The sequence below is a fragment of the Enteroscipio rubneri genome, from assembly GCF_002899715.1.
Taxonomy (GTDB): Bacteria; Actinomycetota; Coriobacteriia; order Coriobacteriales; family Eggerthellaceae; genus Enteroscipio; species Enteroscipio rubneri.
This window is the reverse complement of sequence record NZ_PPEK01000007.1, coordinates 52,407-68,467: the sequence shown is the minus strand read 5'-3', so window position 1 is coordinate 68,467 and position 16,061 is coordinate 52,407. Positions and strand designations below refer to the sequence as shown.

13 protein-coding genes and 1 other RNA gene are annotated in these 16,061 nt (G+C 62.9%); 1 reads left to right on the top strand and 13 read right to left on the bottom strand.

The genetic code is table 11. The features are described 5' to 3' along the window. Nucleotides 1–65: 65 nt before the first annotated feature. Nucleotides 66–1,460, bottom strand: a complete 1,395-nt coding sequence (locus tag C2L71_RS12420; RefSeq protein WP_157938945.1) for a response regulator transcription factor — start codon at nucleotides 1,458–1,460, stop codon at nucleotides 66–68. Nucleotides 1,461–1,789: 329 nt separating this feature from the next. On the opposite strand from C2L71_RS12420, the gene C2L71_RS07140 reads away from it, so the two are divergent. Beyond that, a complete protein-coding gene (locus C2L71_RS07140) occupies nucleotides 1,790–2,476 on the top strand; it encodes an alpha/beta fold hydrolase (RefSeq protein ID WP_103265086.1) in 687 nt (228 codons plus the stop codon). 123 nt (nucleotides 2,477–2,599) lie between these two features. Here C2L71_RS07140 and C2L71_RS12415 read toward each other — a convergent pair whose 3' ends face one another. From C2L71_RS12415 to aspS, 12 genes are all read right to left on the bottom strand, one after another. After that, nucleotides 2,600–3,748 carry a cytochrome c biogenesis protein/redoxin gene (locus C2L71_RS12415; RefSeq protein WP_275664968.1) on the bottom strand — a complete coding sequence of 383 codons (1,149 nt, stop codon included), beginning with the start codon at nucleotides 3,746–3,748 and terminating at the stop codon, nucleotides 2,600–2,602. A gap of 10 nt (nucleotides 3,749–3,758) precedes the next feature. Further along, complete coding sequence (locus C2L71_RS12410; RefSeq protein WP_275664967.1) at nucleotides 3,759–3,914, bottom strand: cytochrome c biogenesis protein CcdA; 156 nt, start codon at nucleotides 3,912–3,914, stop codon at nucleotides 3,759–3,761. 64 nt (nucleotides 3,915–3,978) lie between these two features. Next, nucleotides 3,979–4,395, bottom strand: coding sequence for an RrF2 family transcriptional regulator (locus tag C2L71_RS07130; protein WP_103265085.1), 417 nt, complete (start codon nucleotides 4,393–4,395; stop codon nucleotides 3,979–3,981). Nucleotides 4,396–4,621: 226 nt separating this feature from the next. Further along, nucleotides 4,622–5,767: a 4Fe-4S binding protein gene (locus C2L71_RS07125; protein WP_103265084.1), complete on the bottom strand. Its 1,146-nt coding sequence runs from the start codon at nucleotides 5,765–5,767 to the stop codon at nucleotides 4,622–4,624. Between the two features lie 67 nt (nucleotides 5,768–5,834). After that, nucleotides 5,835–7,220: a molybdopterin-guanine dinucleotide biosynthesis protein B gene (mobB, locus tag C2L71_RS07120; RefSeq protein WP_103265083.1), complete on the bottom strand. Its 1,386-nt coding sequence runs from the start codon at nucleotides 7,218–7,220 to the stop codon at nucleotides 5,835–5,837. Between the two features lie 331 nt (nucleotides 7,221–7,551). Continuing rightward, on the bottom strand, nucleotides 7,552–8,148 hold the full coding sequence (gene recR / locus C2L71_RS07115; RefSeq protein ID WP_103265082.1) for a recombination mediator RecR: 597 nt from the start codon (nucleotides 8,146–8,148) through the stop codon (nucleotides 7,552–7,554). Nucleotides 8,149–8,164: 16 nt separating this feature from the next. Then, nucleotides 8,165–8,473, bottom strand: coding sequence for a YbaB/EbfC family nucleoid-associated protein (locus C2L71_RS07110; RefSeq protein WP_103265081.1), 309 nt, complete (start codon nucleotides 8,471–8,473; stop codon nucleotides 8,165–8,167). 78 nt (nucleotides 8,474–8,551) lie between these two features. Further along, the gene (gene dnaX, locus C2L71_RS07105) at nucleotides 8,552–10,954 is read right to left on the bottom strand and encodes a DNA polymerase III subunit gamma/tau (RefSeq protein WP_103265080.1); all 2,403 of its coding nucleotides are present in this window, start codon (nucleotides 10,952–10,954) and stop codon (nucleotides 8,552–8,554) included. 121 nt (nucleotides 10,955–11,075) lie between these two features. Further along, nucleotides 11,076–11,756, bottom strand: coding sequence for a VTT domain-containing protein (locus tag C2L71_RS07100; protein ID WP_103265079.1), 681 nt, complete (start codon nucleotides 11,754–11,756; stop codon nucleotides 11,076–11,078). Nucleotides 11,757–11,791: 35 nt separating this feature from the next. Further along, an RNA gene (gene ffs, locus C2L71_RS07095) (signal recognition particle sRNA small type) lies at nucleotides 11,792–11,885 on the bottom strand. A 158-nt stretch (nucleotides 11,886–12,043) separates the two neighbouring features. Further along, a complete protein-coding gene (locus tag C2L71_RS07090) occupies nucleotides 12,044–14,041 on the bottom strand; it encodes an oxidoreductase (protein WP_103265078.1) in 1,998 nt (665 codons plus the stop codon). Between the two features lie 163 nt (nucleotides 14,042–14,204). Then, a complete protein-coding gene (aspS, locus tag C2L71_RS07085; protein ID WP_103265077.1) occupies nucleotides 14,205–15,983 on the bottom strand; it encodes an aspartate--tRNA ligase in 1,779 nt (592 codons plus the stop codon). Between the last annotated feature and the right edge of the window lie 78 nt (nucleotides 15,984–16,061).

The following is a 16,061-nucleotide window of genomic DNA, read 5'->3' as shown; positions in this document are numbered from 1 at the left end:
GCGCAGCCTATCCCGTGCCCCGGCTTCCCTCCGCCGGGGCACGTCCATTGCGGCAGACGCTCTCGCTACCGGCCGAACTCGTCAAGCATCCTGAGCAGGTCCTGACGGTTGCCAACGCCCGTCTTCTCGTAGATGTGGCCGATATGGGTCTTCACCGTGCTGTGCGCTACGAACAGCTCATCGGCAGCGGCCTGCACGCTACGACCGCGCGCGATGAGCGCAAGGACCTCCGTCTCGCGCGCAGAAAGCCCGTATCGGCAGGCGAAGCGTTCGCACCTCCCAGGCGATGCGTCCTCCTCGGCACGCGCAGACGCCAGAATCGCGCCATCCGCCAGACTCTTTCCCGGGATATCGAACGACCCCGCCAGAATGAATGCGAATACGAGACCGAGCGAGATGACGGTCAGCCATGTTCCGGCACCGCTTGCCAAGAACAGCCCCAGGAAGAACGCGAGCAGCAGCGAAGCCTGCATGACCGCTCCGCCGAAACCGAACACGCGCCAAGGACTTTGGCGAGCCGCAAGGCAAGTGCGCGCCAACGACGTCAAGATAAACATCTCGAAAAGGATCGTCCCGGCCAGCACCAGCGCCGATGCAAGCACCTGATCTTGCGACCGCGCGAGCGCGAGCGCGATGAGGCCGACCGATATGATGGGCACAACGAACCGGTAGAGCAGATTCGAATAGCGCTCATGGCGCGCCAGCGCATAGTCCACCGCCGCCACAAGCGCGATGATCACCGTGTAGATGCCGTATATTTGGAACAGCGCAGCGCCAGATGCCTCGGCTGCAACCCGACTCGCCGCTCCCGTGACAAATCCTGCAGGCAGCTCGTATACGAACAGACCCACCACAAACGCGAGAGGGAACAGTGCACGCAACCGGGCCTTCGCAGCGCGCCCAGGAGCACGGCCCTCAAACACCAACCGGGAGGCGGAGGTCGGAAAGCCCGCCACAGCCGCACCGGACACGAGCGGCAGCACCAGGAGCGCTGCTACGGCCACCGTCGCATCGATTCGTGTCGTGACGAACCAGATGACTGTGCCGCATACGGTGGCCAGCAAAAAGACGGAGCCCGGCACCTTGCGCCCGACAAGCTCCGTGAACTTCGACATCCAGCAGAGGAATAGCAAAGCGCCACCGCACGCCGCCGCCGCACGACCGAGCACGATGCAAGCGGGAGGCAGCCCGAGGAGCACGGCGCCCGTCAGTATGGCCGTCCCGACCGTGCACAATGCCGCCGTCAGAAAGAACGTGTGGTGACCCGCGAACCCCATCGGACGAAGCGATGCCGCAACGGCGCAGATCACCTGCACGGCAAGGTATGCGACATGCACCACAAGCGATGCCGCGCCCGAATCCAGCGGCGACGACGCCCACACAAGCGGGCTGGACGTCATGGACAGCCACCAGGCGTTCGAAGCGCCGAGGCCCAGGCAGAACAACACGGTATGCAGCATGTCCTCTCGTTGCACCACAAGCCTCCCCGCCTCGTGCATGTGCGATTGCACATCATCCCTCGGCCATTGTACGCCTTTCACTTCGTTCGATCATCATGAACACAACGAAGGGCGCGCGGAATGGACGCGGGACTGCGTCGGAAAAAATGGGACCGTTGTGACCTGGCCTTACCCGGGAACGAAACGCCTCGGCGGTCCTGAGTCCCTATCCTGATTCCCGAATTCGGCGATTGCCTGCCACTGAGTCCCGGCGGGAGGGAATGCGCTATCATAGGCGCATCGAAGCGATGGCCCTCCGGACGGCGGCCTTCCGGATGAAAGAGGAGGATATGGAAAGCTATCTGCACTATCGGGAAGAGGGAACGGGCGATCCGCTCATCCTGCTTCACGGAAACGGCGAGGACGGCGGGTACTTCGTACATCAGATCGAACGATTCTCGCAGCGATTCCGCACTATCGCGGTCGATACGCGCGGACACGGCGCGTCGCCACGCGGCGACGCGCCGTTCACGTTCGCGCAATTCGCCCGCGATCTCGAAAACTTCCTGAACGAACTCGAACTTCCGCGAGTGAACCTCCTCGGCTTCTCGGACGGCGGCATCATTGCGCTCCTGTTCGCGCTTGAGCACCCCGATCGCGTCGAGCGCATGGTGCTCAACGGCGCCAACCTGTTCCCAGAGGGCGTCGAACCCGGCCTGCGCGAACGCATTCGCGCGAAGCACGAGGCATACCGTGGCAACGCGCCCTACGAGGATGCCGACACGCAGCGGAAATACGAGCTTGTGCGCCTCATGGCCGAGGAACCGCATATCGACCCGGCCGATCTTGCCGACCTTGCCGTGCCGACCCTCGTGATCGCCGGCACCGGAGACATGATCGAGGAGGAGCACACCCGCCTTATCGCCGCAAGCCTACCCTGCGCCGAATTGGCCATCATTCCCGGCGATCACTTTATCGCCCGCGACAACCACGAAGCATTCAACGATGCGGTCGAGCGGTTCCTTCTTGCCCCGTAGGCAGCGTGCACGTTTCCGGAGCAGGGATAGCTATCGGATCCACCACGGCCCCGCGATAGCCTCGCAGAATTGCGAAGCGTGCAGCCCATCCAAGGAGGGTTGCACGCTTCGATCGCGTTCGCGCTAGCTTCGCACGCCCGATATGGTCTGCTCGACAATGCTGTCCATGACATCGGCCGTGAGCATGCCCGATACGTAGCCGAACACGTTGCCGTCCTTGTCGATCATGAACGTCGTCGGAAACGACATGATGCCGTACGCGCCGAAAAGTCGGCTCGACGTGTCCATGAGCACGGGGTACGTGATGCCGTGCTCGTCGATGAACGCCTTCACCTCTTCCACACTCGCATCGCTATTCTGCGGGTGCTCGTCGGTCTTGGGATTGGCCACGCCAAGCACCACGAGATCGCCTTCATTCTTGCCGCGGTCGTTGTACAGCGCCTCGATATCGGGCAGTTCGCGTTGGCATGGCCCACACCAGGTGGCCCAGAAGTTCAGGAAGATCGTTTTGCCCCTGTAGTCCGACAAGGTATGCTCCACGCCGTTTTGATCCACGAGCACAAGATCTGCGAGAGGAGCCTGCTGCACATCGGAATCCGCTTGCCCAGCCGAACCCGCATCGGAGTCCGGCGAACCGGAACCGGCTTTCGAGTCACCGTCTGCCGTACCCTGGTCGGCAGGCTGCTCCTGCGCAGCCGGCGCGGCGCCAAACGACGATAGGTAACTGGTCACGCCGTTCATCCACCCGGTTATGGTCATGATGCCCATGACGATGAGCAGCGCGCCGCCCACCTTCACCGTGTATTTCACCACGTTGCCATGCGACTTGAAGAACCTCAGCACCTCGCCCGTGAACAGGCCCACCGCCAAGAACGGCAGCACGAACCCGAGGGTGTACACGCCCACGAGCAGAAACCCCGTAGCCGCGGAAGCGCTCGACGACGCCATGAGCAGCACACTCGCCAACACCGGGCCCACGCACGGCGTCCACGCAAAACTGAACGTGAAGCCGAGCACGAGCGCCACGAGCGGATTCATGGCGAAGCGGTCGAGACGGAACGGCAGTCGCCGCTGCGTCTCGATGGCGCGAGCCTTGCCGAATGCGCCGAGCATGTACAAGCCGAATGCCGCCATGACGAGACCCGCCAGGATGGAGAACAGACGCTGATTGCCTGTGAAGAACTGACCGAGCGCCGTGAAGCCGAAGCCCAGCAGGAAGAACGCAAAGCTCACGCCCGCAACGAAGAACACCGTATTCATGAGTACGTTCACACGTGGATACTCAAAGGTGCCGTCCTCGCCCCGCTTCGCCGTGCCCCCCGGCAAGGTACCCCACGTACAACGGAATAAGCGGGAGCACGCAGGGCGAGAAGAAGCTCAACAATCCCTGGATGAACACGGTGATGGCGGGGACGCTCGTCTCGAGAGAAAAACCCATGGCGGCCTCCTTGCGGGTCGCGAAACATGTACAGGGTCAAGGCCTCAACAAGAGGCCGGATGCTTTATACGCTGCCGAAGATGCGCGCGTCGATGTCGGCCACGCTTGTGAGCGCTAACCGCTCGCGGCAGCGCTCATTGAGATCAACGAAGATATCGTCCATAATGTCCGCCATTCCCGAGGCCACAAGGCATTCCATGTCAGTATCGCCACTTCTCCACGATGACTGGACGAATCGAACGCCAAGCGCGTCGGCCACCTGCTTCAGATCAGTCTTGGCAGGATCGGCGGCGAACCGATAGCCGCCAACGCTTCCCTCCCGTGTCTCCACGAAGCCGGCGCGCTTGAGAGGGGCCATCACCTTGCGCACGCGCGCCGCGTTTGTGCATATATTATCAGCCAGCGCCTCGCTCGATACGACGTCGGCCTTATGGTTCAAGTACACGAGCGCATGAACCGCAACGACAAAATCGCTGTTCATAGTACACCTGCTTTCTTCATACCGAACATCCTGCGCACGACAACGGCCTCGTCGGCGCATATCGGACAAGAGGCGCAAGCACTTCCGCTCGGATTCTTCCGCGGTGCGCATGCTGAACCTCGGACGGCACTTTGCAACCTAACTGTATTCATCATTTATACAGTATTTTCTGTACAGAAGCTAGATACAGTTTACCCGTCGACAAGATATCCACGAACCGAGCCGGCTAGCGCTTCAAACTGGAAAGGATGGCTGGGCGTGCCGGAGGATTCAGCAGGTGAATGAGGCGCGGCTCGAAATCAAACAGCTCGTCGGTGGAGACGACGGAGTCGACTTCGAGGCAGTCCTTGAGACAGGCGTCGGCGCACAACCCGCATTGCACGCAGTCAGCCGCCGAAAACTCGAGGAAGCTTCCATCTCCTTCCTCGGGCTTCAAATCGCTTTTGGCGAGCGCGCCCGTAGGGCAGAACACCGTGCACATGCCACAGGAGCTGCACGCCTCAAGATCGATGGCAACGGTACCGAACAGGCGCGTATCGATCTCGTCCGCAACCGGCACGCCCAATCCGTCCATCGCGTCGAGCACGCGCATCCTTCGTTGCGGGTTGAACTGTGGAAGTGTGCCGGAATCGGACATGCGCAGTCGATCGCGCAGCGTGGGCGCGCCCTCTTTCTCGTTCTTGAAAGCCACCTCTACCGTCTTCTCGGCTGCGTCCTTCGCACGCGAGCGCGCCTGCGAGAAGAACCCGCGACGTGAAGCCCCCAGCAGGCTGCGCTTGTCTTCCAGCACGATATGCTCGGGAAAATCCGAGGCCCGTTCCACGCGGACGGCGCAGCCCTGCGCAGCCATGAGGCTGTTGGCCGACTTCACCGTGGCGTCGATGCCCGCCACGTTCGAACGGAACCGGCACGTATCGCACGTGCCGTCCACCAGCAGGATCTCGTCCACCCCGCGGGCGGCGAGGCCCAGCAGCACGCTCTCTTCAAGACGCGCGAGACAAGGAACCTCTGCATACTTCGAAGGATCGCCTCGATGCTTCGAAGCGATGCGCGCGCAGGCGAATACGGCCGATCCGCCTGCGGCAACCACCGAGGAGGCAATAGCCGACGCCAAATCCTCGTCGAGCGGCTGAAGCGGAATGAGAGCCTCCGTCGGGCAGACGGTCGTGCAAGCGCCGCATGCAACACAGCGCTCCGTATCGATCGAGAGCACGTTGTGCTCGGCGTGCACGGCATCCATCGGACAGACATCGGTGCATCTGCGGCACGATGCATGGCGGTTGCGAACGGCAACGCAGCGGTCTACCGCCAGATACACCGCTTTACTCTCGAGCGCCTCGGCCACTTCCATGATATCTACAAGATTCGGCATGCCCGCCCATTCCGCCTTTCTTCGTTCCTTTTCACACTCGCCCCCGAGGAGACTAACATGCGCGTCCTTATTTTCCGAGGAACGATTCCTCGATGGAGCGCAGCTCCTCCGGCGTGTTCGCATTGATGAAGCAGCCGCCCATCGGCTCAGCTTCGAGCACCCGCTCCTGCGGAAACTCACACACGTTGACCTCGGAAAAGAACGCCTGGGCGCGCTTCTCGCCCCGATCAAGCGCCGCTTGCACGGCCGGCAAGCATCCCGCTCTCCGGTAGAGCGCGTGAAACGGCTCGAAACCGTGCTTGTTCGAAGGAACAACGGCGTCCGCACCCGATTCGTTCATGGCAAGCGACTCGGCCACCACGAGTGACGCGCTGGCAAACACCATGTCGCACGCCACCACGGCCACGTACGGATTGCTCGCCGCCAGAAGCGCCGTGTAGAGTCCCGGGAGCGCACCGCGCACGGTGCGAGCATCGGGCACGAGCCGGATGCCGTGCTCCGGATACCGCTCTTTCAAGAATTCAAGATTCTCCGGCTCGTTCGTCGTGATGATCAGCTCGTCAGCCGCTGGAGCAAGGCGCTCAACCAGCCGGCAGATGAGCGGCCGACCGGCAAAGGCCACCGTCGCCTTGCTGCGGCCCATGCGGCGACTTTCCCCGCCCGCCTGGATGACCACCGTCACTCGGGGCCGCGCGAAACGCTGTTCGAGAAAGTCTGCCAGCGCACGCACGTCGTCCGGATCGAACGCCGGCACGCCGTAGGATACTGCGGCACGCCGAGCCTCGTCGATATCGGTGACGACAGCGACCGTGCTTGCCGTAGGCAGCTTGCCTACAATATCGACACAGTCGATACCCGACGGCAAGGATCGGTCATCGCCCTCGCCGGGCGCGCCCAGGACGTCGTCAGACGCGCCCGAAGCCGCCAGTTCGCACGCACTTGTATCGAGGCTTCCCGCGCCAAGGGCAGCCCTGTATGCCCCGCGCTCCACCACGACGCGCTCGCGCGCAAGCTGAGTGAAATCGGCGCCGAGCGGCCAACCGCACCGCGCACCTTCGGCGAACACGGAAGCCGCGCGCGCATCAGACTCGTTGGCCGCACGCATGATCTCGATGGTGGGCAAGCCGCTTTTTCGGTAGCCCTCCACCACGACGATGTCGTGACCGGGCATGCCGCGCACGATGTCCGCACACTCCAGCTCACCTTCGATGGACTTGATGCATGCCATTTGCCCTGGAGCGGCTATGACGGTCTCCCGCGCGCCCGCGGCGCGGTGGCGGTACGAGTCCTTGCCTGGATAGTCGATATCGAAGCCCGCATGGCTGTGGTGCTTCACGCTGCCCACATCCAAGCCACGCGCGACGAGTTCAGCGATGAGCCGCTCGACGAGCGTGGTCTTGCCTGAATTGTGACGTCCGACGACGGCAACAGCCGGGCTGGGAATGTACACCATGCGCTCCCCCCTCTGCATTCGGCGCACAGTATAGCATGACGTCCCTCTTCGACGCGTGAGGCTTAGCATCCGGCGCGCCCGCACGCAAGCAGAACAGCTCACCGAAAACTATTGTTGTGATTTCGTGGAGATTGTTTTATAATATGCTCTGTTTTACAAGAGGCTTCGATGCTTCGCTAAAGAAAGGGGTTCTGTTTTTGGAGGGGGCAGGACCCTTTTTCTTTCGTAAAACGGGCGGGCCGGATGCCAAGCATCCGGCCCGCTTCTTATGCAGCTTGACCACCTCGCTGCAGAACGGGTGCGCCTCGCATACTCGCCATCCGTCAAAAGCCTACAGCTCTCGACGCGCCTCGAGAGCGCGCCCAAGCGTCACCTCGTCAGCGAACTCCAAATCGCCGCCAACGGGAAGGCCGCTTGCCGGACGCGTGACGCGAATGCCAAGCGGCTTGATGAGACGCGCCAGATAGGCGGCCGTCGTCTCGCCCTCCACGTTGGGATTCGTGGCAAGCACAACCTCTTCGATATCTTCAGAGGCCAAGCGCTTCATAAGCTCGGCAATATGGAGGTTGTCCGGACCGACGCCCTCCATGGGCGACAGCTCCCCACCCAACACGTGATACAGCCCCGAGTATACGGCTGTTCGCTCGATGGGCGGAATATCGCGCGGCTCGCCGACCACGCAGATGGAGCGCGCATCGCGATTGGACGAGCGGCATATTTCGCACAGCTCGTCCTCGGCGTAATTGAAGCACCGCGCACAGAACCGCACGCTCTCCTTCACCTCTGAAATAGCCTCCGATAGACGCAGCGCCGTCGCCTTATCGGCGTTGAGGATCCAATAGGCTATCCGTTGCGCGGATTTGGGCCCGACGCCGGGTAGGCGCTCGAGCTCATCAAGGAGCTTTTGAATGGACGGCGCTGCATGCACGGCTTAAACGCTCCGACTACATGAGCCCGGGGATGTTCATGCCCCCGGTCACGGTGTTTAAGCGGCGCGAGCTTTCCTCGGAAACACCGCGCAGAGCCTCGTTGACGGCAGCGAGCACCGTATCCTCGAGCATCTCAACGTCGTCGGGATCAACCGCCTCGGGGTCGATAGAGATGCTCTTCACGGCCATATCGCCGGTTGCCACCGCCTTGACCATTCCGCCGCCCGCCGTAGCCTCGAACTCCAGATATTGGATCTCTTCCTGCGCTTTGGCGAGTTCAGCCTGCATGCGTTGGGCCTGTTTCATCATCTTCTTCATGTCCATGGTCTTGCCTTTCGGTCTCATTGGTATGTTCGAACGCCCGATTTCTCCTGCGGGCGCCACTTGCTCGCCGAACCGCCCCTACTCCCGCACTTCCTCGACAACGACGCCGTCTCCGAAGCTCGCCTCGAGCACGGCGCGCAAATCGTCAGGCGAGTCGAGAACCGCATCCGCCGACACGGGGGCGCGAACCCCCTCTTGCGCGGTTGCGACAGCGGGATCGGGAGCTGCAGGAGCTGCACTGCCGACGCTCGGAAGCGGCGCGGATGCAGAAGCCGCAGGCGCAGCTGCGGGGATCTGGGGAGACCTGGCGGGCGCAGGCGCCGATCGATCGGCGGAAGCTCCTGCGAGCGCGGGTGCGAACTCGTCATCATAGGGCACACGCTCGTCCTCGTACGGAGGAAGATCGTCGTAAAGGTCGACCGGCACCTGGTCGGGATCGACTGACATTGACGGCGATGGAGCAGCGGGAGGCACTGATGCTCTCGCCGGCTGCGCTGGAGCGGAAGCCGGGCAGGTGGCGACCGGTGCGATCGGCGCGCCGGTATTCGAAGATGCAGGCGGCTGCGCAGCTCGCGAGACGGCTGTTTCGGCCTGTGCTCGCGCGGAAGATGCCGCGCGAGCGATCGGTCTCGGCGACATCGTCGGCGTCTCTACCGGAGCCGCCGACGGCGCCGGGGGGACGGACGTTCCGTTCTGCGTGTAGGCAAACGCCAGGGTCTCTCCGGTCGCCTGAACGAGAGCCGCTGATACGGCATCTTGCACATCGGGTTTCTGCACGGCTTTAAAGGCAAAAGCGTTCTCCGCAGGAAACTCGATGACGAACAAGGACTTCGCCTCGTCGTAGATGGCTTTTGTGTTGAGGAAGAGCACGCCGTACGCCGCCTTGTTTTTCTTGAGCGCGACGAGTGCGGCCTGCCACACCCGCTGCAACGCAGCGGGGTTGCGCAAGCTGGCGATCAACTGATCAGAGGGGCCTTTCCCCGTCCGAGCGACTGACGCAGCAGCCGGGACGGCGGGGGCCGCAGCGGGCTCCGCAGCACTCGGCTCGGGCGCAACAGATCCTGAGGCCGGGACGGGAGGGGCAGCAGGATCGGAGACAGCCGAGGGCGTTTGAACCAGCGTCTGCACAGGATCGTCCGACTCACCTCGCCCGTTCTGGACGGCGGAAGGAGCTTGCCCGCGCGGCATGGAAAACGGCTCGTCCGCAACGCCCGTCGATGCTGCCTGCGCAGCGAGGGCGGCCGTATTCGATGCTGGCGAGGAGGCGATCGGCGGCGCGGACCGCGCAATCTGCGAACCGTCGCCGGCAGGATCCGCACCCGTCACATGCGCGACAGCGGAATAACCGCTTTCGAGCGCTTCCACGCGCTCGGCAAGCCCGGCCAGCGTGAGGTCGGAATCGGGACGCACCATGCGCGTAAGCGCGATCTCGAATGACAGGCGTGGATTCGTGGACGTCTTGAGTTCGGCCGACAGATCGCCCAACACGCCAAGCAGCCGCGCAAGACGGTCGGACCCGAACAAGGGCAACTCGCCCGTCAACTGGCGGCGCTCGGTGGCGCCCACCTCGAGCGCCACATCGGCATCGGTGAGCGACATCACGTAGAGGTTGCGCACGTGCTCGGACAGATCGCGTGCGAATTGAGCGAGGTCGGCTCCTGTCTCCACATACTCCGCCGTCCAGCGAAAGCACGCCGCCACATCACGTTGGCCGATAAAGCGGACGATCTCTGCAAGATCGTTCGTGTCCACGCCGCCCAGGAGCCGTTCAGCAACCTCGAGCGTGACCTTCCCTTCGCCGAACGCGATAAGCTGCTCAAGAGAGGTGAGCGCGTTGCGCATGCCGCCCTCGGCACGGTGCGCGATGAGATCGAGCGCCTCCCCCTCGAACTCCACGTCCTCGCTCACACAGATAGCGCCAAGGCGCGATACAATGGCCTCGGCCGAAATGCGGCGGAAGTCGAATCGCTGGCAGCGCGAGTGGATGGTCTCGGGCACCTTCTGGGGATCCGTCGTGGCCAGGATGAACACCACATGGCTCGGTGGCTCCTCGAGCGTCTTCAACAGCGCGTTGAACGCAGCCGTCGACAGCATGTGAACCTCGTCGATGATATACACCTTGTACCGGCCGCGCGTGGGCGCGAACTGCACACGGCCGATAATCTCTTCGCGCACGTTCTCCACGCCGGTACGACTTGCAGCATCCAGCTCGTAGACGTCGGGGTGCTCGCCGTTGGCAATCATCACGCAGTCGTCACAGGTTCCGTCCGGCTCAGACGTGGGTCCGTGCTCGCACAGAAGCGCCTTTGCCAGCAGGCGTGCCGTGGTGGTCTTGCCCGTGCCGCGCGGACCGGTGAACAGATAAGCATGGCTTACCTTATCCTGCTCAATGGCGTTTTTGATCGTGCGCTCAATGCGCTCCTGGCCGACGACGTCCTCGAAGATCTGCGGCCGGTATTTTCTGTACAGTGCCTCTGACATGACGCGTGGATCCCGCTTTCCCATAGGCGTTTCAAGTTCTCGCACCTAGTATAAAAGAATCGCCCCGCACGCGGCGGCAGCCTTCTCCGCCCTCACAGCATCAGCAGGCGCTTTGGCGCGGCTACTCCGTGTCGGCCTTGGGGGCCTGCTTACCCTTGCGAGAACTCGTCGCCGCCTTGATCGCACCGATGATGGCCGGAGCTACGCTCACGGCCACGATACCCAGCACGATGACCTCAAAGTGCTCCTGCACGAACGGAATGCCGCCGAAGAAGTAGCCCACCAGCACGAACAGGCTTACCCAAGATATGCCGCCGATGCAGTTGAACAGCGTGAACTTGCCGAAATTCATGTGGCCCGTACCCGCAATGAACGGGGCGAACGTGCGGAAGAACGGCATGAAGCGCGTGATGACGATGGTGAGGCCGCCGTACTTCGCGAAGAAGTGGTCGAGCTTGGCCATGCGCTCGGGCGTGAGCGCCTTCACCTTGCCCGAATCGATAATCCGCGCACCGAAGAACCGAGCGATCCAGTAGTTCGAGGTGTTGCCAAGAATGGCTGCGACGTAGAACACGATCAGTGTGGCCCAGACATTCAGCCCGCCGCCATCTGCCGAGAACACGCCGGCCGCGAACAGCAGCGAGTCACCCGGCAAGAACGGGAAGAACACGAGCCCCGTCTCCACGAACACGATGAGGAACAGCGGGGAGTACACCCAGAGGGGCCCGAGCGCGATGATCCAACCAGCAATCGCCCCCCGAGGATCGGAGAGCAGGTTGACGAAAAAGTTGATGATATCCACAAACGCCCTTTGGTTTCGCTTTGATACACGAGTATCCCGGATAGGCAGGGGCGCTCGTCAGCGGTCCCTTATGGCTGCTTCCTCCCGGACCTGACCAGGTTCGGAACATGGCGCCGCCCCGGCCCATCCGGGATACTTCTCATAACACCGGTCAAGTATAAACGAAGGAGAATCTTCCCCGCTCCCCTTCCCGCCTGAAAGCAATCAAAAGCACACAGACCCCAGAGGTTCGGCATATACGCGCCGGAAGCGCTCGGACCAGCGCGGGCAAGCACCTCGCTTCCGGCTTACAGAAAGCCGCGCTTCTCCAGAGCCATCAGCACATTGCGCCCTTCCTCAGTGCCTTCGATGATGCGCCGCGCGCGACTACTGTCACCGATGTTGATAATTTTCACACTATTGTCGGCGTAGATCTGCTCCAAGTCCTCCAAAACAGGCTTGAAGGCCTTCATACCCAGGCAAACGAACCCGTAATCGAAGGGCAGCTCGCGCTCCCCTTCCTCGGTCTTCACCACAAAGCTGTCGGCGCGCACTTCCATCAAAGCCGTGTTGACAAGCTGCTCAACGTCGTTTTCGCGCATCATCGTGCCGAATGCAACCTTCGAGACGGGGTCGAGTCCGTTGCCGATGAGGGGCAGCATATCGACGATGGTGCAATCGGCGCCGCGGTTGGCGAAGAACTCGACAACGTCCAATCCCACCGCTCCCCCGCCAATGACCACCACGCGCTTGCCAGCCGCATCGTCTGGATATTCGTCGAGCGAGTCGATCATACCCTGGATCGACTTGACCGCGCCGCCCGGAAGGTCAATGAACTCATGCAAACCTGCGATAGGCGGCAGCAACGGCTTCGAACCCGTGGCGTTCACGATGATGTCGGGGTGGAACGTGGCGAGAGCGTCGGCGGTCGCCTTCGTCCCGGTGAAAACGTACAGGTTCTTGAGCTTCGCGGCACGCTGTACGAGATAGTGGGGAAAGTCGGCCAGTCGACGTTTCTCGGGGATCTTCGCGATGACAGTCGAAAGCCCGCCGAGCTCCTCCTTCTCTTCCAGCAAAAAGACACTGCATCCCACCTCGGCCGCCGTGCATGCCGCCTCGAGGCCCGCCGTCCCACCGCCGATGACAACGACATTGCACGGCTTATTCACCCGGCGCTGCAAATAGGCATCCCCGCCCACGACGTCGGGATTGACGGTGCAGCGGATGGGGATATTGCTGGAAATGCGATTGCCTGCGCATCCAATGTTGCAGGAGATGCACTTGCGAATCTCGCCTTCCCGTCCGTACCATACTTTGCGCACCCAGTTGGGGTCGGCAATGAGCCCACGCCCGATGCCGATCAGATCCGCATCGCCTTGCGCGAGCACCCGCTCGGCCACCTCGGGGTCGCGGTAGTTGCCCACCGAAATGCACGGCTTCCCATAACGCTCCTTCACCGCTCGGGCCATGTACGAGCGCCAGCCGTCAGGAAAGAACGGGGAATCGAGCTGCTTGTGCATCGATGCATTGAGTGCCGCCGAAACATCGAACACATCGATGTACTCTTCGACGAAGCGCAGGTATTCGAGGCAATCGTCAAGCGTGTTACCGCCAGGCAGGAACTCGTCTGCGCTGATGCGGCAGAGAACCGGGAAACGGGGACCCACCTGCTCGCGCACCTCGCGCGCGACGAGCGCGAGGAAACGGGCACGGTTCTCGGCGCTTCCGCCAAACTCGTCGGTGCGATGGTTGGTGAGTGGCGAAAGGAACTGGCTGATAAGGTATGAGTGGCCGCCGTGAATCTCGACTGCGTCGAACCCGGCAATGACTGCGCGCTTGGCGGCCTCGCCGTAGCGCCGAGCGATCTCGTGAATTTCCTTGACCTCAAGCGGACGCGGGATATCGCCGCCGTCTTTGGTCGGCACATCGGACGCGGATACGGGCTGGACGCCGGTACGGCTGAAGCTGGCCGACGCGCCAGCATGGTTGATTTGAACGGCAATGCGGCCTTCGGCCAGGTGCACCGTCTCGCACAGCTTGTGCAAGCGGGGGATAAACCCGTCATGATCGAGCCGCAGCTGCGTCGTGCCGTTGGAGCCGGTCGGCGAGTCGACGCTTGCGTTCTCCATGATGATGAGCCCGACGCCTCCGCGGGCGCGCTGCGCGTAGTATTCGATATGCTCGAAGCTCATCTCGCCGCTCAGTTTGCCGAAGTTGCTCCCCATCGGGCACATGACGATGCGATTTTTCAGCGTCATATCCCCGATCGTCAGAGGTTCGAAGATATGCGGATAACGCTGTTCCATGGAACCCTCCTTTATCGTTTTCTCCGGAATCGATTATGAAGCCGATGCCGCAGAGTTTCAAGCGGTTCCGCGCACGCAAAAGCCCGCCGAACCGTCGACGGGCTTTTGCTGTGTACAGGCTGAGGACGGATCAGGCAGTCTTGGCCGACGGCCGCCCAGTACGCTACAGCGTGCGCAGGTTGACTTCCTTGAGCTGGCGGCCCGTCACGGCGCTCGGGGCGCCCGTCATCGGGTCGGACGCGCTGCTCGTCTTCGGGAAGGCGATGACGTCGCGGATGGACGCCTTGCCCGCAAGCAGCATGACCAGGCGGTCGAGGCCCAGCGCGATGCCGCCGTGGGGCGGCGCGCCCAGCTCGAGCGCGTGGATGAGGTGGCCGAACTTCTGCTCGATCTCCTCGTCGGTGAGCCCGCACACGCGCAGCACGCGGCGCTGCTCGTCGGCGTTGTGGATACGGATGGTGCCGCCGCCCACCTCGAAGCCGTCCATCACGAGGTCGTAACTGTAGCTGCCGCACGCCAGCGGGTCGCTCTCGATCTTGTCCACGTCCTCGTCCAGCACGTGAGTGAACGGATGGTGCTCGGCGGCGTACTTCTTCTCGTCCTCGTCGTACTTGAACATGGGGAAGTTCACCACCCACAGCAGCTGATGGCCCTCGCGCGGCACGTTCAGCGCCTCGGCCATGTGCAGACGCAGCGCGCTCAGCACGGCGCTCGCCACCTCGTAGGTGTCGGCGGCGAACAGCAGCAGGTCGCCTGGCTCCACGCCCATGGCTTCCTTCAGCGCGGCGAACTCCTCGTCGCTGAAGAACTTGATGATGGGGCTCTTCTCCTTGCCGTCGGTCGTGAACGCGATCCAGGCCATGCCCTTCGCGCCGTTCTCGGCCGCGATGTCGGCCAGCTTCTCCACGTCGCCGCGGCTCCAGTCGCCCGCGCCCTTCGCGTTGATGGCCTTCACCACGCCGCCGGACTGCGCCACGCTCGAGAACACCTTGAAGCCCGTGTTCTTCACGATGTCGGTGATGTCGACGAGCTCCATGCCGAAGCGCGTGTCGGGACGGTCATTGCCGAAGCGGTCCATGGCCTCGCGGTACTGCATGCGCTGCAGCGGGAACGCGTGGTCGACGCCCACGGCCGCGAGCGTCTCGGCCATGACGTCCTCCATGAGGTTCATCACGTCCTCGCCCTGCACGAAACCCATCTCGATGTCCACCTGCGTGAACTCGGGCTGGCGGTCGGCGCGCAGGTCCTCGTCGCGGAAGCATCGGGCGATCTGGTAGTAGCGCTCGATGCCGCCCACCATGAGCATCTGCTTGAACTGCTGCGGGCTTTGCGGCAGCGCGTAGAAGCGGCCCGGGTTCGGACGGCTCGGTACGATGTAGTCGCGCGCGCCCTCGGGCGTGGAGTTCGCCAGGATGGGCGTCTCCACCTCGAGGAAGCCGCGCTCGTTCAGCGCGCCGCGCATGGCCTGGGCCACCTTGTGGCGCAGGTGCAGGGCCTCGAACATCTCCGGGCGGCGGATGTCCAGGTAGCGCCACTTCATGCGCGTGGTCTCGTCCGTCTCGATGCCGTCCTCGATGGCGAACGGCGGGGTGACGCTCGTGTTCAGGACCTCGACGGATTTCGCCAGTACCTCGATCTCGCCCGTGGCCATGTCGGGGTTCACGGCCTCCGCGCCGCGGTCGCGCACCGTGCCCGCGATCTTCAGCACGTACTCGCGGCCCAGGTGCTCGGCCTTCGCGAAGTCGTCGGCGCTCACGCAGTCGGGGTCGACGACCACCTGCGTGTAGCCCGCGCGATCGCGCAGGTCGATGAAGATGAGGCCGCCGTGGTCGCGGTTGTGCCACGCCCAACCCGTGAGCACGACCTCGCGGCCGACGTCGCCACGGCGTAGCTCGCCGCACGTGGCGGTGTGCATGCAGTATTCGTTCATGAAGTCCGTCATAGTGGTGGTTCCTTGCTCCTTGGCGATGCTATCTGCATTTGCCGTCCGCTCAGGACGCGGCAGGCGTTACTCAAACCT